Source organism: Caballeronia sp. INML1 (assembly GCF_023631085.1).
In the GTDB taxonomy this organism is placed as follows: Bacteria; Pseudomonadota; Gammaproteobacteria; order Burkholderiales; family Burkholderiaceae; genus Caballeronia; species Caballeronia turbans.
Genome location: NZ_JALQDT010000008.1, coordinates 33539 through 55393, shown reverse-complemented (window position 1 = coordinate 55393; position 21855 = coordinate 33539). Strand labels below are relative to the sequence as shown.

General features: G+C 64.2%; 17 protein-coding genes. 7 read left to right on the top strand and 10 right to left on the bottom strand.

The window, feature by feature from the left end:
- Positions 1-35: 35 nt before the first annotated feature.
- From NCR38_RS03335 to hemC, 3 genes are read right to left on the bottom strand one after another with little or no spacing between them, the layout of a single operon-like run.
- Positions 36-1229 carry a heme biosynthesis protein HemY gene (locus tag NCR38_RS03335; RefSeq protein ID WP_250476447.1) on the bottom strand — a complete coding sequence of 398 codons (1194 nt, stop codon included), beginning with the start codon at positions 1227-1229 and terminating at the stop codon, positions 36-38.
- A complete protein-coding gene (gene hemDX, locus NCR38_RS03330) occupies positions 1229-3361 on the bottom strand; it encodes a fused uroporphyrinogen-III synthase HemD/membrane protein HemX (RefSeq protein ID WP_250476418.1) in 2133 nt (710 codons plus the stop codon). Before hemDX ends, NCR38_RS03335 begins: the two co-directional genes overlap by 1 nt.
- A complete protein-coding gene (gene hemC, locus NCR38_RS03325) occupies positions 3361-4368 on the bottom strand; it encodes a hydroxymethylbilane synthase (protein WP_250476417.1) in 1008 nt (335 codons plus the stop codon). Before hemC ends, hemDX begins: the two co-directional genes overlap by 1 nt.
- Positions 4369-4702: 334 nt before the next feature.
- Between hemC and ppc the strand changes: the two genes are divergently transcribed.
- A complete protein-coding gene (gene ppc, locus NCR38_RS03320; protein WP_061118823.1) occupies positions 4703-7762 on the top strand; it encodes a phosphoenolpyruvate carboxylase in 3060 nt (1019 codons plus the stop codon).
- Between the two features lie 41 nt (positions 7763-7803).
- Here ppc and NCR38_RS03315 read toward each other — a convergent pair whose 3' ends face one another.
- Positions 7804-8568 (bottom strand): class I SAM-dependent methyltransferase, encoded by a 765-nt coding sequence (locus NCR38_RS03315; RefSeq protein ID WP_061118822.1) that lies wholly within the window; start codon positions 8566-8568, stop codon positions 7804-7806.
- 110 nt (positions 8569-8678) lie between these two features.
- Here NCR38_RS03315 and NCR38_RS03310 point away from each other — a divergent pair, with 110 nt between their 5' ends.
- The 3 genes from NCR38_RS03310 (at position 8679) to NCR38_RS03300 (ending at position 12047) form a co-directional block, all read left to right on the top strand.
- Positions 8679-9485, top strand: a complete 807-nt coding sequence (locus tag NCR38_RS03310) for a helix-turn-helix transcriptional regulator (protein WP_061118821.1) — start codon at positions 8679-8681, stop codon at positions 9483-9485.
- A 69-nt stretch (positions 9486-9554) separates the two neighbouring features.
- Positions 9555-10958: an argininosuccinate lyase gene (gene argH, locus NCR38_RS03305; protein ID WP_061118820.1), complete on the top strand. Its 1404-nt coding sequence runs from the start codon at positions 9555-9557 to the stop codon at positions 10956-10958.
- 156 nt (positions 10959-11114) lie between these two features.
- The gene (locus tag NCR38_RS03300) at positions 11115-12047 is read left to right on the top strand and encodes a bestrophin family protein (protein ID WP_250476416.1); all 933 of its coding nucleotides are present in this window, start codon (positions 11115-11117) and stop codon (positions 12045-12047) included.
- Here NCR38_RS03300 and NCR38_RS03295 read toward each other — a convergent pair.
- Both NCR38_RS03295 and NCR38_RS03290 read right to left on the bottom strand, forming a co-directional pair.
- On the bottom strand, positions 12044-12286 hold the full coding sequence (locus NCR38_RS03295) for a T6SS amidase immunity protein Tai4 family protein (RefSeq protein WP_250476446.1): 243 nt from the start codon (positions 12284-12286) through the stop codon (positions 12044-12046). The genes NCR38_RS03300 and NCR38_RS03295 overlap by 4 nt on opposite strands.
- Positions 12287-12337: 51 nt before the next feature.
- The gene (locus NCR38_RS03290) at positions 12338-12490 is read right to left on the bottom strand and encodes a hypothetical protein (RefSeq protein WP_311765917.1); all 153 of its coding nucleotides are present in this window, start codon (positions 12488-12490) and stop codon (positions 12338-12340) included.
- Between the two features lie 265 nt (positions 12491-12755).
- On the opposite strand from NCR38_RS03290, the gene gstA reads away from it, so the two are divergent.
- Positions 12756-13361 carry a glutathione transferase GstA gene (gene gstA, locus NCR38_RS03285; RefSeq protein WP_061118817.1) on the top strand — a complete coding sequence of 202 codons (606 nt, stop codon included), beginning with the start codon at positions 12756-12758 and terminating at the stop codon, positions 13359-13361.
- Positions 13362-13436: 75 nt separating this feature from the next.
- Here gstA and NCR38_RS03280 read toward each other — a convergent pair whose 3' ends face one another.
- The 4 genes from NCR38_RS03280 to apbC all read right to left on the bottom strand — a co-directional run bounded on the left by NCR38_RS03280 (position 13437) and on the right by apbC (position 18299).
- Positions 13437-15722 (bottom strand): arginine/lysine/ornithine decarboxylase, encoded by a 2286-nt coding sequence (locus tag NCR38_RS03280; protein ID WP_061118909.1) that lies wholly within the window; start codon positions 15720-15722, stop codon positions 13437-13439.
- 104 nt (positions 15723-15826) lie between these two features.
- Entirely contained in the window at positions 15827-16396 is a 570-nt protein-coding gene (gene dcd, locus NCR38_RS03275; protein ID WP_061118816.1) for a dCTP deaminase, read from the bottom strand.
- 161 nt (positions 16397-16557) lie between these two features.
- The gene (locus tag NCR38_RS03270) at positions 16558-17091 is read right to left on the bottom strand and encodes a superoxide dismutase family protein (RefSeq protein WP_061118815.1); all 534 of its coding nucleotides are present in this window, start codon (positions 17089-17091) and stop codon (positions 16558-16560) included.
- A gap of 119 nt (positions 17092-17210) precedes the next feature.
- Entirely contained in the window at positions 17211-18299 is a 1089-nt protein-coding gene (gene apbC / locus NCR38_RS03265) for an iron-sulfur cluster carrier protein ApbC (RefSeq protein ID WP_061118814.1), read from the bottom strand.
- A gap of 263 nt (positions 18300-18562) precedes the next feature.
- Between apbC and NCR38_RS03260 the strand changes: the two genes are divergently transcribed.
- Positions 18563-19219, top strand: coding sequence for an OmpA family protein (locus NCR38_RS03260; protein ID WP_061118813.1), 657 nt, complete (start codon positions 18563-18565; stop codon positions 19217-19219).
- Positions 19220-19686: 467 nt separating this feature from the next.
- Positions 19687-21816 carry a methionine--tRNA ligase gene (metG, locus tag NCR38_RS03255; protein WP_250476414.1) on the top strand — a complete coding sequence of 710 codons (2130 nt, stop codon included), beginning with the start codon at positions 19687-19689 and terminating at the stop codon, positions 21814-21816.
- Positions 21817-21855: the final 39 nt, after the last annotated feature.

Genomic DNA, 21855 nt, shown 5'->3' with positions numbered 1-21855 from the left:
GGCTTCTTCCTTAAATACCTGCAGACAGCGCGATATCAGACGACGTTCATCGCCAGCGCGCTCGCGCGGTAATGCTCCGCCGCCTTTTCGGTGTCGCCGAGCTGCTCATGCAAGCGGGCGAGCGCGCGATGCGTGCGGATCTTGAGCGGTTCGTTGTCGGCGAGTTTCAGTGCCGATTCGAGGAACGCCTGCGCCTTGCCCCACAACTGCTGATGCAGGCACAGCCGTCCGAGCGTGAAGAGCAGGTCGGCGTCTTCGGTGCGCTCCTTCTGCCACGCTTCGGCGCGCTGGATCAAAGGGAACGCGTCGCCGCCAACGATGCAATCCGGATAACGCCGCAAGAGCCGCGCGTCCCAGTTGTGCGCGAGCGCATCCTCGACGATCTTCTTCGCCTCCGCGCGACGATCCAGCGCGATCAGCAGCTCCGCGGCGAGATCGGCGAGACGCGGCGACTGGCGCTCGGTCACCGAAAGCGATTGCCACAGTTCGAGCAGCGCGTCGGGATTGTGCCGCCGGTCGCGCAGCAGGTTTTCCGCCGCCACCTGACGCAGCCGCACCGCGACCGCCGGATGCAGCGCCTCGCGTTTTTCCAGCGTACGCACGAGCTTCAGCACTTCGCCCCAGTTCTTCAACTGCTGCTGCGCGCGCAGCGCAATCTGCTGCGCGTGAATACGCCGTCCGCCCTGCGCCTGCATTTCGGTGAGCGCGACGAGCGCGCCGTCGGCGTCGCGGCCATCGGCGCGCATGTCGGCGGTCGCCATGAGGCGCGCGTCCTGCCAATCCGTGCCGGAGACCTGCGCGAGCCATTCGTCGCGGCGCGCGTATTCGTGCAGGCGGTGCGCCGCGTTTGCACCGATGAGCCCGGCCGCGCCCTTGTTTTCATCGACGGAAAGCGCATCGCGCGCGGCCTTCTCGGCCTTCGAAAAGCGCCCGGCGTACAAGTGCCCGATCGCATCGCGCAGCGACGCATTCGCCTTCGCGAGCTTGCTGCGCGCGCGATACGCGGCGACGCGCGACGGCATCTTCCACACGCCGCGCACCGCACGGATGATCGCGTAGAGCACGATGAACAGCACGACGAGCGCCACCGCGAACAGGTTGAGCGACATGTCGATCCGATACGGCGGCATCACGAGCAGGATCTGCCCGCCGTTGAAGCCGCCGACCGTCGCGACGATCACCGCGACGGCGAACAGCAGGGCGAGCCAGATGAGTCCACGAATCGTCATCATCCGCCTCGCTTGAACTGATGGACGGCGGCGAGGCTGGCGTTCAGGTTCGGCACGGCGACGGCGAGCGACGCCTGATCGACCTGCTTCACGAGATCGCGCACGGCCTGCACTTTCTTCGACGATGCATCGAAGTAGCGCGCGAGCGCAGCATCGGCGGCATGCAGATCCGACTTGAGCGTCGGCTCGCTGCGCGACAGGAGCGACAGACGCGCGGACAAGAGACGCAGCTTCACGTTCTCGCGCACGAAGTAGCCCTGATCGGGCGACGTGAGCATCGCGTCGGCATTGTCGATGCGGCGCACCGACACGAGGCTCGACAACTGCTGGCCGATGCCGTTCGTGATCTGATGCCACAGCACCTTCCAGCGCGGCTCGCCGGTCGCCGCGGCGATCGACGCGCTGTTGGCCGGTTCGGCCGTCTGCGCGCGGGCGCGGGCGATCGGCGCTTCGCCCGACAGCGGCAACTGGTCGATCTGGTCGATCGCCGTGTCGAGCTTGATCGCGAGGCCGGTGAGGTCGGTGGTGGGCGTGGCCTTCAGCTTGTCGATGTCCTGCGCGATCGCTTTACGGATCGCGACGACCTGCGGGCCGGTGGTCGCGGCAAGGCGCGTGTCGGCGCTTTGCAGCGCGAAGAGCGCGAGTTGCACGTTGCCGGTCAATTGCAGTTGCTGGCTCGCGCTCGACAGGATCTGCTCGACTTCGGCGACGGTCCAGTCGTCGCGGTTGCTGGCGAGATCCTGATACTGCTGCTGCAGCGCCTGGCTATGCGCTTCCGCATCGTTGAGCTTGCCTTGCAACTGGATGATCTGCGTGTTGAGCGCGGTGGTCGCGCTCGCGGCCTGATCGGCTTTCGCGCGCAGATCGGCGTTCTGGTCGTCGGACTGGGCGAGGCGCTGCGACAGTTGCGCGTCGGCGCGGTCGAACTTGCGGTTCAGGACGAACGCGCCCGCGCCCGCCGCCACCGCCAGAATGACGACGACGAACCACAACAACACGATGCCCGCGCCGCCGCGACGCTTCTGCTGCTCGAAAGGCGTGAAAGGCGTGTTCGGCGGCAAGGGCGGTGTCACGTTCGGCTGAGGTGAGGCTTTCTTGGAATCGTTCGAATCAGTCATGCGTGATTGAGCCGTTTGGTGGGCCGGCGCGTTGGCCGGATGGGCGTCCGTCGGCGCGGATGAGGAATGCTTCGAGCTCGATGCGCTCGCTGCAGCGCTCGCGTATGCGTGGGCCTCCGGATCGCGTGAGTTGCGTTGTGGCGCCGCCTGCGCGGCTCTTTCGGCGGTGTCGAGCGGGAACAGCGCTTCCAGCGAATGTGCGATGCGTTCGTCGCCCGCGCCGGACACCGTAATCCTATCAAAACCCGCTCCCCGCGCAGCTTCGGCGATACGCGGATGAGGGCAGACGACCGGCGTGCGTTTGAGCAGCACGATTTCGTCGGCGGTGAGATGTTCGTGCGCGAGTTCGTTGAGATTGCGCACGCCTTCGGAACTCGTCAGCAGCCATGCGTGCGGTTTTCCCGCGAGCAGTTCGTGGATGCGCTCCCACTTCTGCATCGACGGCTCGGGCAGCACGCGGCGATACGCTGCGGCTTTCTCGACCCGCGCGCCCGCCTCGGTCAGCCGCTCGGCGAGCCATTCGCGGCCGCCGTCGCCGCGCACGATCAGCACGCGCCTGCCTTCGAGACCGTTCGTGCCGAAATGCGCTTCGATCGCGGTGTAGAGCGCTTCCGAGTCGAAACGCGGATCCGCTTCTTCCGTCGACGGACTGATCACGCGATGCGCGGGCGCATGCACGCCCTGCCGCGCGAGCGCCGCGACCGATCCCGGACCCACCACCGCGACCGGCAGATCCGCGGGCCACGGCGCGCCGAGCCGGGTGAACGCATGATCGATCGCATTGGGCGACACGAACACCACGAGCGCGTAACGCGCGGGCATATCCGCCAGACCCGGCGGCAGAAAGAGCTCGTCGAGCGCGGCGCGCAGCGGCGCATCGTCAGCGACGGGCGCGATATCGATGAGCGGAAATTCCAGCGTCTCGAAGCCGGCGCTCGCGAGCAGCGCGAGCAACGCGGACGACTGTCCGCCCGGACGCGTGACAATGACGGTGGCGCGGCGCTCGCTCGCCATCAGGACTTGGGCCCCGAAGGCGCGGTGTTGGGGGCATCGGCACGGCTCATCGTCGTGAGCGCGTTGACGATGTCCATCGCGCCTTGCGCTTCGAGATCCGACGACACGCGCTTGCCGAGCGCGAGCGCGCCCGCGAGATCGGGCGAACGCACGGTTTCTTCCGCGCGCAACACGCGCTTGCCATCGGTCGTCGACACGGCGCCGCACAGATGCAGCGAGCCTTCGCGCCACACGGCATGCGCCGCGAGCGGCACTTCGCAACTGCCGCCGAGCGCACGCGACACCGCGCGTTCCGCCTCGACCGCGAGGGCGGTATGTTCGTCGTGCAAAGGCGCGAGCCACGCGGCGAGATCGGCGCGATCCGCGCGAATCTCGATGCCGAGCGCGCCCTGCCCCGCCGCAGGCAAGCTCTCCGACGGATCGAGCAGCGCGCGGATGCGCGCTTCGAGCCCGAGCCGCTTCAGCCCCGCGGCCGCGAGAATGATCGCCGCATATTCGCCGCGATCGAGCTTGGAAAGACGCGTGTCGAGATTGCCGCGCAGCGGACGGACTTCGAGTTCGGGAAAGCGCGCGCGGATCATCGCTTCGCGGCGCAGGCTCGACGTGCCGACGATGCTTCCAGCAGGCAACGCTTCCAGCGATTCATAGTGCGGCGACACGAACGCATCGCGCGGATCTTCACGCTCCAGAATGGCGCCGAGCACGAAGCCTTCGGGCAATGCCATCGGCACGTCTTTCAGCGAATGCACGGCGAGATCGGCGCGGCCATCGGCGAGCGCGGCTTCGAGCTCTTTCACGAAGAGACCTTTGCCGCCGACCTTCGACAACGTGCGATCCAGAATCTGATCGCCGCGCGTCGTCATTCCGAGGATTTTTATGTCACAAGATGGATATAATTTGTGCAGCGCACACCGCACATGCTCGGCCTGCCACATCGCAAGCCGGCTTTCCCGCGAAGCGATGGTGATGCTCGCGGGCGGTGTCGTTGAATGCGTCTCGGAATTCATTGATGCTCGATCGAATGACGGGATGGATGAATACACATTAGCGAACAATGGTAGCACGCACGCCAAGGTCCACTGACACACGGGCAGCGCGCGAGAGCCTTGTCCGATGCGCCTTTCGGGGCGCCCGTGGCGCGTTTGCATCCGGGTGAACGACGGCGCAGGCCGCTTCGCGCGATGAACGCCCGGGCGCCCGCAGAACGCCGCGGCATGCTGTCGCCGGTTTGACGCACGGCCGTTCGCACGGCCTGCGGTTTCCTGCCCGATGCAGCGCCCGTCCGGGTTGCCGTATCGCGTCGATGTGCCCTGGCTTCGCAGCTTCTGAGAGGAACCCAACGTGACGTCTTCTGGATCGGCTCGCCCGGCGCGCCGCAACGCCGCATTGCCCAAGTCTTCCTCCTCCGACGCGCCCCGTTCGGCGTCGTCGCCCATCGTCACGAAGGCCGCCACGGCCGTGAAGGCATCGAAAGCGGCTATCGCGCCGAAACCGAGGCCAGGCGTCAAGGCCGCGGCCAAACGCGTTGCGACCAGGGCGAAGGCGCCGCGCGCCAACGGCGCAGCCGCTCCGAAATCCGCGAGCCGCACGCGCGACGACAAGGACCGCCCGCTCTTCGAGGACATCCGCTTCCTCGGCCGCCTGCTCGGTGAAGTGCTGCGCGAGCAGGAAGGCGACGCCGTGTTCGACGTGGTGGAAGCCATTCGTCAGACGGCCGTGAAGTTTCGCCGCGAAGACGACAGCGAAGCCGCACAGACGCTGGAGAAGAAGCTGCGCGCGTTGTCGCCGGAGCAGACGGTGTCCGTCGTACGCGCGTTCAGCTATTTCTCGCATCTCGCGAACATCGCGGAAGACCGGCATCACAACCGCCGCCGCCGCATTCACGCGCTCGCCGGCTCGGTCCCGCAGCCGGGCACGATCGCCTATGCAATCGAGCGCATGCGCGAGCACAAGAACATCAGCGCGACGCGCAAGCTGCTGGAGAAGTTCTTCGGCGATGCGCTGATCGTGCCGGTCCTCACCGCGCACCCGACCGAGGTCTCGCGCAAGAGCATTCTCGATGCGCAACATGACATCGCGCGACTGCTCGCGGAGCGCGATCAGGAACTGACGGCGCGCGAGCGCGCCCAGAACGAAGCCGTGCTGCGCGCGCGGGTGACCTCGCTGTGGCAGACGCGCATGTTGCGCGACGCGCGGCTCTCCGTCACCGATGAAATCGACAACGCGCTGTCCTACTATCGCGCGACCTTCCTCGCGGAGATTCCCGCGCTCTATGCCGATATCGAAGGCGCACTCGCCGAGCACGGCCTGCCCGTGCGCCTGCCGCCGTTCTTCCAGATGGGAAGCTGGATCGGCGGCGACCGCGACGGCAATCCGTTCGTCACCGGCGAGACGCTCGAAACCGCGATCACGCGTCAGGCGATCGTGATCTTCGAACACTATCTGGAAGAGACGCACAAGCTCGGCGCGGAATTGTCCGTGTCGAACCTGCTCGCCGGTTCGAGCGATGCGTTGAAGGCGCTCGCCGATGCCTCGCCGGATCAGTCGCCGCATCGCACGGACGAGCCGTATCGGCGCGCGCTCATCGGCATCTATACGCGGCTTGCGGCGAGCGCTCGCGTGCGGCTCGGCGAAGGCGTCGTCGCGGTGCGCAGCGCGGGTCCGGGCGCGCCGCAGATTCGCGCGAAGCCCTACGCCGACGCCTCCGAATTCGTGCGCGACCTGCACGTGCTGGTCGACTCGCTCGCGGAGCATCACGGCGCGTCGATGTCGATCCTGCGCCTGTCGCCGCTCGCGCGCGCCGCGGAAGTGTTCGGCTTTCATCTCGCGAGCATCGACTTGCGGCAGAGCTCGGATATCCACGAGGCGGTCGTCGCGGAGTTGCTCGCGCGCGCGGGCGTCGCCGCCGATTACGCATCGCTCCCCGAGGAGCAGAAGCGCGAGGTGCTGCTGAAGGAACTGGCGCAGCCGCGTCCGCTGCGTCTGCCTTACGCCGAATATTCCGATCTCGCGAAGAGCGAACTCGGCGTGCTCGAAACCGCGCGCGAGACGCGCCAGAAGTTCGGCGCGCGCGCGGTGCGCAACTACATCATCTCGCACACCGAGACCGTCAGCGACCTGCTGGAAGTGATGCTGCTGCAGAAGGAAACCGGCGTGCTGCGAGGCTGCCTCGGCGCCAAGGACGACTCCCCGCGCGACGGCCTGATGGTGATTCCGCTCTTCGAGACCATCGCGGACTTGCGCAATGCGCCGGTCATCATGGGCGAGTTCTTCGCGCTGCCGGGCATCGACAAGCTGATCGAGAATCAGGGCAACGAGCAGGAAGTGATGCTCGGGTATTCCGACAGCAACAAGGACGGCGGCTTCCTCACGTCGAACTGGGAGCTGTATCGCGCGGAACTGGCGCTGGTCACGCTCTTCAAGGAACGCGGCACGACCCTGCGTCTGTTCCACGGCCGCGGCGGCACGGTCGGGCGCGGCGGCGGCCCGACCTATCAGGCGATCCTGTCGCAGCCGCCCGGCACCGTCGACGGACAAATCCGCCTGACCGAGCAAGGCGAAGTGATCGCGAGCAAGTTCGCCAACGCGGAAATCGGGCGGCGCAATCTGGAGACGGTCGTCGCCGCGACGCTCGAAGCATCGCTGCTGCCGCACGAGAACGCGCCCGCGCAGTTGCCGCAATTCGAAGCGACGATGCAAACGCTCTCCGATTCGGCGATGGCCGCGTACCGCGCGCTCGTCTACGAGACGCCCGGCTTCACCGACTACTTCTTCCTCTCGACGCCGATCTCGGAAATCGCGGAGCTGAACATCGGCAGCCGGCCGGCGTCGCGCAAGCTGCAGGATCCGAAGCAGCGCAAGATCGAGGATCTGCGCGCGATTCCGTGGGGCTTTTCATGGGGTCAGTGCCGTTTGCTGCTGACGGGCTGGTACGGCTTCGGCAGCGCGGTGACGGCGTATCTCGATAAGTCCGGCTCCGACGACGAACGCGCGAAGCGCCTCGCCACGCTTCGCAAGATGCACAAGACGTGGCCGTTCTTCAAGAACCTGCTGTCGAACATGGACATGGTGCTCGCGAAGACGGATCTCGCGGTTGCGTCGCGCTATGCGCAGCTCGTCACCGACAGAAAGCTGCGCAAGACCGTGTTCGACAAGATCGTCGCGGAGCATGAGCGCACGTCGAACGTGCTCGCGGAAATCACCGGCAAAGGCGAGCGACTCTCCGACAACCCGCTGCTCGCGCGCTCGATCAAGAACCGCTTCCCGTATCTCGATCCGCTCAACCACTTGCAGGTCGAGCTGCTTAAGCGCCACCGCGCGGGCGATCAGAACGTGCGCCTGCGTCGCGGGATTCACCTGACGATCAACGGGATCGCCGCGGGTTTGCGCAATACGGGTTGATTGAGGACGGCGTCGTGCGGTGCCGCGCGACGCCGTTTTTCTCAATCCCTTCGTTTCGCCTCGATCATCATCGCGTCCAGCTCGAACGAGCAATCGTCCTTCACGCCGAAATACTGGCGCACTTCATCGGGCGCACTTTTCCACATCGATCTGATTGCCGTCACGCGCTCGGCCGGCGTGCGCATGCGCGTCACCCACGACTCGAACTCCAGCGGAATGCGCCAGCGCTCCGTCACCTGCGCGTCGAAACCGGCGGCGTCGAGCATGGCGATCCATTCGTCGGCGCGATAGTCGCGGATGTGCGACGCATCGCGCAGGAGTTCGATCGCCTGGATGTGCGTGTCGTAAAGCGGATCGTCGATGCCCGCGATATCGATGAACCTGAGCCGCCCGCCCGGCTTCAGCACGCGATGCGCTTCCTTCAACGCGGCCGGCACGTCCCGCCAGTGGTGCGCGCTCATGCGGCTCACGGCCCAGTTGAACGTGCCGTCGGCGAACGGCAGCGTTTCAGCGGCGCCTTGCTGTGTCCGGATCGTCGTCAGACCGCGTTCCTTCGCGGCGGCCTCGACCGTCGCGAGCATCTGCGGCGCGATGTCGTACGCGACGATCTCGCGTACATGCGGCGCGATCGCGAAGCTCGCGTGACCCGCGCCGCAGCCCATGTCGAGCACGACCGCGTTGCCGCACGTGGCCGCGAAAGTCGCGGCAAGGCTCTGCAGATCGGCACCGCTCGCGTGGACGGCGCTCGTGAGATAGGCGGCGGCCGTGCTGCCGAATGCGTCGGCGACCTGATCGTGGTGTTTCATCGCGTTCTCCGGTTCGATGTGGGGAAGGTCTGCCGCTACAATAGAGCCCGCTTTGTACCAGTACAAGTTGTGAATGTATCCTGGTATATAAACCACCTGTCGACGTTTGAATGAACCTCACCGACAAAAACGAACCCCTCGCCGAAACGCCCGCGCATGCGCTCGGGGAATTTATCCGCGCGCATCGCGAAAGGCTGTCGCCGCAGGCAGTCGGCCTCGCGGGCGGTCCGCGCCGCCGCACGCCCGGCCTGCGCCGGGAGGAAGTCGCGCAATTGTGCGGCGTGAGCCCGACCTGGTACACCTGGATCGAGCAGGGCCGTCCGGTGTCCGCTTCCGCCGATGCACTTGCGCGTATCGCCGTCGCGCTGCAGTTGTCGCGCGCCGAACGCGCGTATCTGTTCGAGCTCGCCGCCCAGCGCGACCCCGCCGAGCCCGATCCCGCCAGCCAGGACGCGCCCGCCGCGCTGCTGCAGACGGTCGCGCTGATCGGCGCACCGGCCTATGTGCTCGACCGCCAGTGGAACGCGCTGCGCTGGAACGAGCATGCGTCGGCGCTGTTCGTCGGCTGGCTGGACGGCGACCATGACCGCAATCTTCTGACCTACACGTTCACGTCGCCGGCGGCGCGCGCGCTGATCGTCGATTGGGAGACGCGCGCGCGACGCCTCGCCGCCGAATTCCGCGCCGATTCGATCCGCCATCTGAACGATGCGCCGACCCGCGCGCTCATCGACAGTCTGAGCGCCGCGAGCGACGCCTTCGCGCGCTTCTGGGCGTCGCAGGACGTGTTCGAGCGCGAAGGTGGCGAGCGCGCGTTCAATCACCCGTCGCGCGGGCCTGTCGTGTTCAATCAGATCACGTTCAAGCCGGCTCACCGGGAGGATCTGAAGCTGGTGATTCTCGTCGGGTCCGAATAGTCCCGAATGTTAAAATTTTCGACCTCTTGAAGCCGAATCGAAGCCAAACCCTCCGCTGAGAAAATCACCATGACGTCCCAACTCCACAAAAAAGGCGAAGCCTGGTCGGCTCGCTTCTCCGAGCCGATGTCGGAGCTCGTCAAGCGCTATACGTCGTCGGTGTTCTTCGACAATCGACTTGCGCTCGTCGACATTCAGGGCTCGCTCGCGCACGCGTCGATGCTCGCGGCGCAGAAGATCATCGGCGCCGAGGATCTTGCCGCCATCGAGCGCGGCATGACGCAGATCAAGGGCGAAATCGAGCGCGGCGAGTTCGAGTGGAAGCTGGATCTGGAAGACGTGCATCTGAACATCGAAGCGCGGCTGACGGCCCTGATCGGCGATGCCGGCAAGCGCCTGCACACCGGCCGCTCGCGCAACGATCAGGTCGCAACGGATATCCGGCTGTGGCTGCGCGGCGAAATCGACCGTATCGACGACTTGCTCAAGGATTTGCGTCTCGCGCTCATCGACATGGCCGAGAAGCATTCCGACACCATCATGCCGGGCTTCACGCATCTGCAAGTGGCGCAGCCGGTGACGTTCGGTCATCACCTTCTCGCCTACGTCGAGATGTTTTCGCGCGATGCCGAGCGCATGCGCGATCTGCGCCGTCGCGTGAACCGTCTGCCGCTGGGCGCGGCGGCGCTGGCCGGCACGAGCTATCCGATCGATCGTCACGCGGTCGCGAAGACGCTCGGCTTCGACGGCATCTGCACGAATTCGCTCGATGCCGTGTCCGACCGCGATTTCGCGATCGAATTCACCGCGGCGGCCGCGCTCGTCATGACGCACGTGTCGCGCTTCTCCGAAGAACTCGTGCTGTGGATGAGCCCGCGCGTCGGCTTCATCGATCTGGCGGACCGCTTCTGCACGGGTTCGTCGATCATGCCGCAGAAGAAGAACCCCGACGTGCCCGAGCTCGCGCGCGGCAAGACCGGCCGCGTGAACGGCCATCTCATGGCGCTGCTCACGCTGATGAAAGGCCAGCCGCTCGCGTACAACAAGGACAATCAGGAAGACAAGGAACCGCTGTTCGATACCGTCGATACGGTCGCGGACACGCTGCGCATCTTCGCGGAAATGGCGGCCGGCATCACCGTGAAGCCGCAAGCGATGCGCGCGGCGGCACTGCAAGGCTTCTCGACCGCCACCGATCTCGCGGATTACCTCGTGAAGCGCGGCCTGCCCTTCCGTGACGCGCACGAAGCGGTCGCGCATGCCGTGCGCATTTGCGTGGATCGCGAGTGCGATATCGCCGACCTGTCGCTCGAAGAAATGCGTCGCGAACTGCCGAACGTCGCACATCTGATCGGTGAGGACGTGTTCGAGTATCTGACGCTCGAGGGATCGGTCGCGAGCCGCAATCACCCAGGCGGCACCGCGCCGGATCAGGTGCGCGCGGCGGCGAAGGCGGCGCGCGCGGCGCTTTGATCGCATTGCCAGTCGTCACCTTTGCCTCGTGACATCGAGGGCCGTTCGCAAGGACGGCCTTTTTATTGCCGGACGCGGCGTCACGTCCCTGCTCGGCGCCCGGCATTTCCGAGATAATCGGATGTCACGCACTCGCGCTTATCGAAACGCTCCGTCATGATCATCCGCCCCGCGCTCAACTGGTTTCGACTGCTGTTCGTGTGGCGCGGCTCTGTCCTGCCGCAACTGCTGCCGCGCCTCGGGCTGATCTTCGCGCTTTCGGTGGCGGCGATCTTCATGCACGACCACATGCGCTACTATCCGATCGGGCTCGGCACGCCGCCGTTCGCGCTCGTGGGCATCGCGCTCGCCGTGTTTCTCGGGTTTCGCAATAGCGCGAGTTACGAGCGCTGGTGGGAAGGCCGGAAGCTGTGGGGAACGTTGCTCAATACGTCGCGCGCGCTGGCGCAGCAAGTGCTGTCGCTGCCGGCGCCTCCCGAGCGCGGTCAGTCGCATCGCTTCCTCGCGGCGCTCGGAGCACTGGCGCATGCGCTTCGACATCAGTTGCGCGGCACCGATGCGCTCGCCGATCTTTCTCCGCGATTGCCATCCGAACTGCACGCGCGCGTCGCGGCGGCGAAATACCGGCCCGCGATGATTCTGCTCTTGCTCGGCGAGTGGGTCGCGGAACGCCGGCGCGAAGGCGCGCTCGACGGCTATGCGATGCTCGCGATTCAGCACAATCTGAACGCGCTTTCCGATGTGATCGGCGGATGCGAGCGCATTGCGAGCACGCCGCTGCCGTTTTCCTACTCGGTGATGATTCATCGCACGATCTATCTCTTCTGTGTGATGCTGCCGTTCGGGCTGGTCGATGGCGCGGGTGTGCTCACGCCGTTGTTCGCGCTGCTCGTCGCGTATGCGTTCATGGCGCTGGAAGCGATCGCCGCGCAGATCGAAGATCCGTTCGGACTCGAAGAGAACGACCTCGCGCTGAACGCGATGTGCGAGAGCATCGAGATCGCGCTGCACGATATGGCCGACGATGCCGAGTTCGCGATGCCGCCGGCTGCCGGCCCGACGTTGCAGCGAAAGTTCGTGATCGATTAACGGGCTCGCGACTTCGAGCGGGTCACCTTCGAGGCCAGATCGTGCAGTGCATCGCTTTCGAAGAAACCGATGCATTTCTTCGTGCCGAACTCCGATTCGATCGAACCGCCGTACTTACGGTTCGCGTGCTCGGTCGCCAGGCGGTCGATGGCGTCGTAGGCCCCGATCGGCAAATCGCCCGCCTCCAGATAAGCGCTTGCGGAGGCGTTCGCGTCGTTCCTGGCTGACTGAGGTCGCACTCGCAAGTTGGCTCAAGGCGAGGAGCGTGGGACCAGCGGTCCTCGCAAAATTTAATGCAGCACCCATAGCGACGCCGTCTCCGGAACAAAGAGGCCGTTGTCAGGGTCGCGAAGCAAGTGACATGCATCCGAGCAGAAACTTCCGTCCCACAGAGTGACATGTCCTCGCGCATTGGACCAGCCGTGTCCTTTCACGACGATGATTCCTTTCCGACTTCCGCGACACTGACTCGCACTGCGGAGAAAGCAGACAGGCGCCGGCGAACGAAGGCCTTGTACCCATACGTCCCCTCAAAATCGATCGAAAACAAACCGATCCTATACTTCGCAATCCAAAACAAATGCACGAAGAGTCCGATTTCTTGCAAGCCTTTATCTCCACCCACGACACAGACAATTTCACAAACCATTCAGCCACGCCGAAACGAGTTCATTCATAATCGTGCCGACTCATCCTGGAGAAATTGTTTTGAAACTGTTCTACAAAGCAGGCGCCTGTTCCCTCGCATCGCACATCGCGCTTGAAGAATCGGGGCTGCCTTATGAAATCGAAGCCGTCGATCTCAAGACCAAACTCACCGCGAGCGGCGCGGATTTCAGCAAGATCAATGCGAAGGGCTACGTGCCCGCGCTCCTGCTCGACAGCGGCGAGCTGCTCACCGAAGGCCCCGCGATCATGCAGTACATCGCCGACCAGGTCCCGGCGAAGCATCTCGCGCCGCTCAACGACGGCATGGCGCGTTATCGCCTGCAAAGCTGGCTGACGTTTATCGGCACGGAACTGCACAAGAACTTCTCGCCGTTCTTCAATCCGGCCGCGAGCAGCGACTGGAAAGCAGCGGCGATGGCCAATCTCGAGCGCCGTCTCGCCTACGTGGCGCAGCAAGTCGACGACAAGCAATTCCTGCTCGGCAACGAATTCAGCATCGGCGATGCGTACCTCTTCACCGTGCTCGGCTGGGCAAAGCACATCGATCTCGACCTCGGCAAGTGGCCCGCGCTGGTCGCCTATCAGGAACGTGTGGGCGCGCGTGCGGGCGTGCAAGCGGCGATGAAAGCGGAAGGCCTGATCTGAACGATCGGCGTTCCTGAAACGACAAACGGCCCGTTCTGAACGGGCCGTTTGTTTTTGCAACGGGTCAGCGAAACATCAATCGCGCACGCAATCGACGAAATACTCGATACGCCCGTTGATCATCTCGCCGACGAGCCCGTGAATATCCGTGTGGAATCCCGGGAACCGCTCGTTGAACTCGCGCGCGAAACGCAGATAATCGACGATCGTGCGATTGAAGCGCTCGCCCGGAATCAGCAAGGGGATGCCCGGCGGATACGGCGTGAGCAGGATCGACGTGACGCGGCCTTCGAGTTCGTCGATCGGCACGCGGTCGATCTCACGGTGCGCGAGCTTCGCAAACGCTTCTGACGGTTTCATCGCCGGTTCCATGCTCGACAGATACATCTCCGTCGTCAGACGCGCGATATTGTTCGCGCGATAGACGCTGTGAATCTGCCCGCACAGATCGCGCAGGCCGATGCGCTCATACGACGGATGCTGCGCGACGAACTCCGGCAGCACGCGCCACAGCGGCTGATTGTTGTCGTAGTCGTCCTTGAACTGCTGAAGCTCGGTGACCATCGAGTTCCAGCGGCCCTTCGTGATGCCGATCGTGAACATGATGAAGAACGAGTAAAGCCCCGTCTTTTCCACGATGATGCCGTGCTCCGCCAGATATTTCGTCACGATCGCGGCCGGGATGCCGCTCTCGCCGAACTCGCCGTCCACGTCGAGTCCCGGCGTGATGATCGTCGCCTTGATCGGGTCGAGCATGTTGAAGTTTTCGGCGAGCGCGCCGAAGCCGTGCCAGCGGTCGTTTGGCTTCAGCATCCAGTCCTCGCGATCGCCGATACCCTCTTCCGCCAGCGCATCCGGACCCCAGACCTTGAAGAACCAGTCCTCGCCGTATTCGGCATCGACCTTGCGCATCGCGCGGCGAAAATCGAGCGCTTCGGCAATCGATTCCTCGACGAGCGCCGTGCCGCCCGGCGCCTCCATCATCGCGGCGGCGACATCGCATGACGCGATGATCGCGTATTGCGGCGAGGTCGACGTGTGCATCAGATACGCCTCGTTGAAACGATGGCGGTCGAACGTGCTGTTCTCGCTGTCCTGCACGAGAATCTGCGACGCCTGCGAAATGCCGGCGAGCAGCTTGTGCGTCGAGTGCGTCGCGAACACGAGTGCGCCCGTGCGCGGACGGCCCGCGCCGATCGCGTGCATGTCCTGATAGAACGAGTGGAACTCGGCGTGCGGCAGCCAGGCTTCGTCGAAGTGCAGCGTGTCGAGCATGTCGCCGAGCAGATCCTTGATCATCTCGACGTTGTAGATCACGCCGTCATACGTGCTCTGGGTGATCGTCAGAATGCGCGGCTTGATCTTCGGGTTCTTCGCGAGCGCCTCGCGGGCGAACGGATTCGCCTCGATCTTCCTGCGAATGTTTTCCGGCTTGAATTCGTCGCGCGGAATCGGCCCGATGATGCCGAAATGGTTGCGCGTCGGCGTGAGGAACACCGGGATCGCGCCGGTCATCGTGATCGCGTGCAGGATCGACTTGTGGCAGTTGCGGTCGACCAGGACGATATCGCCCGGCGCGACGGTCGCGTGCCACACGATCTTGTTCGACGTCGACGTGCCATTGGTCACGAAAAAGAGATGATCCGCGCTGAAGATGCGCGCCGCGTTACGCTCGGACGCCGCGACCGGACCGGTGTGATCGAGCAGCTGGCCGAGTTCGTCGACGGCATTGCACACGTCCGCGCGCAGCATGTTCTCGCCGAAGAACTGGTGAAACATCTGCCCGAGCGGATTCTTCAGGAACGCAACGCCGCCCGAGTGTCCGGGACAGTGCCACGAATACGAGCCCTCCTCCGCGTACTGCACCAGTTCCTTGAAGAACGGCGGCGCGAGCGAATCGAGATACACCTTCGCTTCGCGGATCACGTGTCGCGCGACGAATTCGGGCGTGTCCTCGAACATGTGGATGAAGCCGTGCAGCTCGCGCAGGATGTCGTTGGGCAAGTGGCGCGAGGTGCGCGTTTCGCCGTACAGGAAGATGGGGATATCGGCGTTGCGGCGGCGCACGGCGTTGATGAACGCGCGCAGCGCGACGATGGCCGATGCCAGCTCGGGCGTGTCGCCCTCCACGACGACGTTGTCCGCGTAGGGCAGCAGCTCGTCGTCGTCGATCGACAAGATGAAGCACGACGCGCGGCTCGACTGCTGCGCGAACGCGGCGAGGTCGCCGTAGCTCGTCAGGCCGAGGACTTCGGCGCCTTCTTTCTCGATCGCCTCGGCGAGCGCCCGGATGCCGGAACCCGAAATGTTCTCGGAGCGAAAGTCTTCGTCGATGATGACGACGGGAAAGCGGAACTTCATGAGGCGATTCTCCAAATGGAACGACCGCTGCCCGAGTCTTATCTCGAAGCCAGCGGTCCTTCGACAAGCGTTTGCCGTATGCGTTTCTTAAAGCGCGGCGATGATCAGGTTTTCGGCAGCGTCACGCCGTGCTGCCCTTGATACTTCCCGCCGCGATCCGCGTACGATGTCTCGCACATTTCATCGCTTTCGAAGAACAGGACTTGGGCGACGCCCTCGTTTGCGTAGATTTTGGCAGGCAAAGGTGTCGTATTCGAGAATTCGAGCGTCACGTACCCTTCCCATTCCGGCTCGAACGGCGTCACGTTGACGATGATCCCGCAGCGCGCATACGTCGATTTGCCGAGGCACACGGTCAGGCACGAGCGCGGAATGCGGAAATATTCGACCGTGCGTGCGAGCGCGAAGGAATTCGGCGGAATGATGCAGACATCGCCCTTGAAGTCGACGAACGATTTCTCGTCGAAGTTCTTCGGATCGACGATCGTGGAATTGATGTTCGTGAAGATCTTGAATTCGTCGGCGACGCGGATGTCGTAGCCGTAGCTGGACGTGCCGTAGCTCACGATCTTGCGGCCGTCCTCGCTCACGCGCACCTGATCGCGCACGAACGGCTCGATCATTCGGTGCTCTTCGGCCATGCGGCGAATCCACTTGTCGGATTTGATGCTCATAGGGACGCTACTCAACGGTGAACGGCTCGGGTCTCGCGACCGCCGCCTGCGGTGAAACGGGCAAGGCCTCCGGCGGCGATGCTCGCCGCGCGGGCCAGACGAAAGCGCGTATTTTACGCGATCGGGCGGCAGCGGCGGGTGCGGTGCGAACGGGCGCTATGTCAGCGGCGAATTACGCCGCAAGCGAGCGCAGGCCCCACGTTGTGCGGCGCGCTCGCGTAAGGGTCCACCGCTTCGCGATGCAGCATGATCGCGCGCGAAATGACCGAGCGCACGCCGTCGAGCGACACGTCGGTCGCGACGATGAAGCCCGTCGCAGCGCCGGTCGCGTCCGCGTGGATATTGCCGAGTTCGCCTTCGACACGCGACGACGCCCGTCTGCGCTCCGACGGCAGCGCGAACACCGGGCTTGCATCCTGCTCGTTGACGGCGATGCAGTCGCCGCGCTCGTGAACGGTCAGCGCGTGATCGCTGTTCGGCGGCATGTCGGTCAGGTTGTAGGACACCTGCACACCGTCCGAGCGCTCGATCAGCGTGACGGTGCCGCGCGTCGCGTTGCCGGGCGTCGGTTGCAGCACCGCGTCTGCGCGTTTTTCGTGATTTTGGAAGATGAGGCCGCAACCGCTCAGCATGACGCTGCAAGCGGTCATCGCGATCAAGGCGTGAAGCGCCCTCCCGTCGAACCTGTGTCCCATGCGATCCTCTCGGCGGCCCGCCGACGCCCCGTGCGTCCACGCTGCCGCGCATCGAAGGCGACATGATACCGCGAGCCGCATTGCACAAGGCTCGCGCAGATTCGATCGAATGCTCGAAATCAGGTGTTCTGCACGACGATGCTCGGGAACTTCGAAGTCATGTCGCGCTGACGCTCGGCGATCGAAATCGCCACGCGACGCGCGATCGCGCGATACGTCTCGGCGATACGGCTTTCCGGCTGCGACACGACGCTCGGCTGGCCGGCGTCGGTGCGCTCGCGAATGGAGATATCGAGCGGCAACTGGCCGAGAATCTCGACGCCGTATTCCTTCGCCATGCGCTCGCCGCCGCCCGCGCCGAAGATGTGCTCTTCGTGACCGCAATGCGAGCAGATGTGCGTGCTCATGTTCTCGACGATGCCGAGAATCGGAATGCCGACCTTCTCGAACATTTTCAAGCCCTTCTTCGCATCGAGCAGCGCGATGTCCTGCGGCGTCGTCACGATCACCGCGCCCGTCACCGGCACCTTCTGCGACAGCGTGAGCTGGATGTCGCCCGTGCCCGGCGGCATGTCGACGACGAGGTAGTCGAGATCCTTCCAGTTGGTCTGACGCAGCAACTGCTCGAGCGCCGAGGTCACCATCGGGCCGCGCCACACCATCGGATTGTCCTGCTCGATCAGGAAGCCGATCGAATTCGCCTGGATGCCGTGACCTTCGAGCGGGTTCATCGTCTGGTTGTCGGGCGATTCGGGCCGGCCGGTGATGCCGAGCATCATCGGCAGCGAGGGGCCGTAGATGTCCGCGTCGAGCATGCCGACCGACGCGCCCTCCGCGGCGAGCGCGAGCGCGAGATTCGCGGCCGTCGTGCTCTTGCCGACGCCGCCCTTGCCCGATGCCACCGCGATGATGTTCTTGACGTTCGGCAGCAGCTTCACGCCGCGCTGCACCGCGTGGGCGACGACCTGCGACGACACGTCCACGGTCACGTTCGCGACGCCGGGCACCTGACGCAACACGCTCTGCACCTGCTCGCGGATGAGGGCGAACTGCGTTCTCGCCGGATAGCCGAGCACGACGCTCACCGCGACGTTCGCCCCGTCGACGGACACGTTGCGAATGCTCTTCGTATCGACGAACTTGCGGTTGGTGTTGGGATCGGTCAGTGTGGCGAGTGCGGTGTCGATCTTCGCGCGGTCAATGCTCATCGAAACTCCATGGAACGATTGTTGCTAGCGGCCTGCGGCGCGCAACACAAACTGAAGAAATTGAAAGTATTTGTTAGCACCGTTGCGCGTGACGCGCGGGCACTGCACTATCCCGCTGCAAATCTTTCCGGGGACGCATCGCATCGGGCAGCCGGATGCCTCTTCTCATTATTGTAGAGGCTCATCCGGAGGCTGGTCCGAAGACCCTTTCGCACTGTCGGCGCTTCTCGCGCCGAAACGCTTGTCGATTCAAGGAGATTAAGATGAACACCAAATTCTTCACTCGTCTGTCCGTGTTCGCCGTGGCCGGGGCACTCGTCGCCGGCTGCGCTTCGCAGCAAGGCACCAACACGGCGGTCGGCACGGGCGTGGGGGCCGCAACCGGCGCGGGCATCGGCGCCATTTTCGGCGGCGGCAAGGGCGCGGCGATCGGCGCGGCCACGGGCGCGGCGGTGGGCGGCATCACCGGCTACAACTGGCAGTCGATCAAGAACAAGATTTCGGGCGACTCGAAGGGCACGGGCACGCAAGTGACCGAGCAGCAGGACGGCTCGCTCAAGGTGAACATCCCCAATTCGATTTCGTTCGATACGAACAGCTATGCAATCAAGCCGTCGTTCGATCCGGTGCTGAATTCCGTCACGCAGACGATGCAGCAGCATCCGGAGCTGATCGCAAACGTCATCGGCCATACGGACAACACCGGCCAGGCGGCTTACAACCAGACGCTGTCGCAGAACCGCGCGCAGAGCGTGGCGTCGTACATCGCGACGCACGGCGTGCCGGCGCAACGTCTCTCGGCGTCGGGCATGGGCCAGAACCAGCCGATCGCGGACAATTCGACGGAAGCCGGCCGCGCGCAGAATCGCCGCGTGGAAATCTATCTGCGTGCCACGGCGCAGCCGGGTCAGGTGCAATAAAGCAATTGATTTAAAAGGAGAATGCGTCGCCGTGAACGCGGCGGCGGAAAGCTGGAGTCCGCGGAGTTCAGTCGTCTGAAAAAAATTTGAAACTTGGACGCAGTGCCGCTGTCTTTCTCTACGGTGGGTGGATGGCGAGGCCATCACCTGCCATTCTCCTCTTGTCGTTGTTGCTCCGGGGCCCGATTGGACCCCGGTTTTTTTTGGGCGCGCGAATCGCGATCGCCAACGAGATGTTCAGCCGCTTGCCCAATGAAAGAAACGCGGCTTCCATCGCTTCGAGCTTCGACGAATGACGCGGGTCGAGCAGACGGTCGACCCGCGGCATGTGGACGTTGAGCCGCCGTAGTCAGCAAGCCTCCAATCCCGCCTTCCAACGCTGCCCCGCGCGTCCCCTCCCCCCGCCCTGCTAAAATCAAAATCCGCTTTTTCCCCAACCCCAAGCACTCGACACGGGCCGCGCCTTTATGTCAGCACCGATTTCAGCCACTGCCACCGCCGCGCCTGCCGCCTCCGCCATCGAAAGCGGCCGCCGCCAGATCCTCGTCACGTCCGCGTTGCCTTACGCGAACGGTCAGATTCATATCGGCCACATGGTCGAGTACATTCAGACGGATATCTGGGTTCGGACGCTGCGAATGCATGGCCATGAGGTCTACTACGTCGGCGCGGACGACACCCACGGCACGCCGATCATGCTGCGCGCCGAAAAGGAAGGCATCACGCCGAAACAACTCATCGAGCGCGTGTGGAAAGAGCACAAACGTGACTTCGACAGCTTCGGCATTTCGTTCGATAACTATTATTCGACCGATGCCGAGGAGAATCGCGCCCTCTGCAACACGATCTACGGCTCGCTTCAGCAAGCGGGCCTGATCGAGGCACGCGACATCGAGCAGGCCTACGATCCGGTCAAGGAAATGTTCCTGCCGGACCGCTTCATCAAGGGCCAGTGCCCGAAGTGCGGCGCAAAGGATCAATACGGCGACAACTGCGAAGTCTGCGGCTCGACCTATCAGCCGACCGAACTCATCAACCCGTATTCGGTCGTGTCGGGCGCGACGCCCATCCGCAAGACCTCGACGCATTACTTCTTCAAGCTCTCCGATCCGCGCTGCGAGGAATTCCTGCGCGGCTGGGTGAGCGGCCTCGCGCAGCCCGAAGCCACCAACAAGATGCGCGAGTGGCTCGGCGACAAGGGCGAAGCCAAGCTCGCCGACTGGGACATCTCGCGCGACTCGCCCTACTTCGGCTTCGAGATTCCGGGCGCGCCGGGCAAATACTTCTATGTCTGGGTCGACGCGCCGGTCGGCTATTACGCGAGTTTCAAGAATCTCGCGGATCGCATCGGCGTGAATTTCGACGAGTGGGTGAAGCCGGGCGCGAAGGCCGAGCAGTACCACTTCATCGGCAAGGACATTCTGTATTTCCACACGCTGTTCTGGCCGGCGATGCTGGAGTTCTCCGGTCATCGCACGCCGACCAACGTGTTCGCGCACGGCTTTCTGACCGTCGATGGCGCGAAGATGTCGAAGTCGCGCGGCACCTTCATCACCGCGCAGAGCGTGATCGACACGGGCCTGAATCCCGAGTGGCTGCGCTACTACTTCGCGGCGAAACTCAACAGCACGATGGAAGACATCGACCTGAACCTCGAAGACTTCCAGGCGCGCGTGAACAGCGATCTCGTCGGCAAATACGTGAACATCGCGAGCCGCGCGGCGGGGTTCCTCATCAAGCGCTTCGACGGCCGCGTGCAGGACAGCGCGATGCATCATCCGCTCGTCGCGCAATTGCGCGGGGCGATTGCGCAGATCGCCGGCTTCTACGAATCGCGCGAGTACGGCCGCGCGTTGCGCACGACGATGGAGCTCGCCGATGCCGTCAACGCCTACGTCGATTCCGCCAAGCCGTGGGAACAGGCGAAAGACCCGGCGAACGCCGTCGCGCTGCACGAGACGTGCAGTGTGAGCCTCGAAGCGTTCCGCCTGCTGTCGCTCGCGTTGAAGCCGGTGCTGCCGAAGCTGGTGGAATCGGTCGAGGCGTTCCTCGGCATCGCGCCGCTCGTCTGGGCCGATGCCGCGAAGCCGCTGTCATCGGCCAATGCGATCAACGCGTACAAGCATCTGACGACGCGCGTCGATCCGAAACAGATCGAGGCTTTGCTGGCCGCGAATCGCGAATCGCTCGCGCCGGCCGCTGAAACGGCCGCGCCCGCTGCCGCCAAGACCGTCGCGAAAACGCAGGACGAACCAGGCGTCATCTCCATCGACGACTTCGCGAAGGTCGATCTGCGCATCGCGAAGATCGTCGATTGTAAGACGGTCGAAGGCTCCGACAAGCTGCTGCAACTGACGCTCGACGTCGGCGAGGACAAGACACGCAACGTGTTCTCGGGCATCAAGTCGGCGTATCAGCCGCAGGATCTGATCGGCAAGCTCACCGTGATGGTCGTGAACCTCGCGCCTCGCAAAATGAAGTTCGGGCTGTCGGAGGGGATGGTGCTCGCGGCGTCGGCGACCGACGAGAAGGCCGAGCCCGGGCTCTACATTCTCGAGCCGCACAGCGGCGCGAAGCCGGGCATGCGGGTGAAGTAAGACGCGTCGAAAGCGCAATTTGAGAAACAGAAAGGGCAC

Coding starts and splice junctions, on each gene's coding strand:
- NCR38_RS03335 (WP_250476447.1), bottom strand. CDS start 1,229: ATGACGATTCGTGGACTCATCTGGCTCGCCCTGCTGTTCGCCGTCGCG.
- hemDX (WP_250476418.1), bottom strand. CDS start 3,361: ATGGCGAGCGAGCGCCGCGCCACCGTCATTGTCACGCGTCCGGGCGGA.
- hemC (WP_250476417.1), bottom strand. CDS start 4,368: ATGAATTCCGAGACGCATTCAACGACACCGCCCGCGAGCATCACCATC.
- NCR38_RS03315 (WP_061118822.1), bottom strand. CDS start 8,568: ATGAAACACCACGATCAGGTCGCCGACGCATTCGGCAGCACGGCCGCC.
- NCR38_RS03310 (WP_061118821.1), top strand. CDS start 8,679: ATGAACCTCACCGACAAAAACGAACCCCTCGCCGAAACGCCCGCGCAT.
- argH (WP_061118820.1), top strand. CDS start 9,555: ATGACGTCCCAACTCCACAAAAAAGGCGAAGCCTGGTCGGCTCGCTTC.
- NCR38_RS03300 (WP_250476416.1), top strand. CDS start 11,115: ATGATCATCCGCCCCGCGCTCAACTGGTTTCGACTGCTGTTCGTGTGG.
- NCR38_RS03280 (WP_061118909.1), bottom strand. CDS start 15,722: ATGAAGTTCCGCTTTCCCGTCGTCATCATCGACGAAGACTTTCGCTCC.
- dcd (WP_061118816.1), bottom strand. CDS start 16,396: ATGAGCATCAAATCCGACAAGTGGATTCGCCGCATGGCCGAAGAGCAC.
- NCR38_RS03270 (WP_061118815.1), bottom strand. CDS start 17,091: ATGGGACACAGGTTCGACGGGAGGGCGCTTCACGCCTTGATCGCGATG.
- apbC (WP_061118814.1), bottom strand. CDS start 18,299: ATGAGCATTGACCGCGCGAAGATCGACACCGCACTCGCCACACTGACC.
- NCR38_RS03260 (WP_061118813.1), top strand. CDS start 18,563: ATGAACACCAAATTCTTCACTCGTCTGTCCGTGTTCGCCGTGGCCGGG.
- metG (WP_250476414.1), top strand. CDS start 19,687: ATGTCAGCACCGATTTCAGCCACTGCCACCGCCGCGCCTGCCGCCTCC.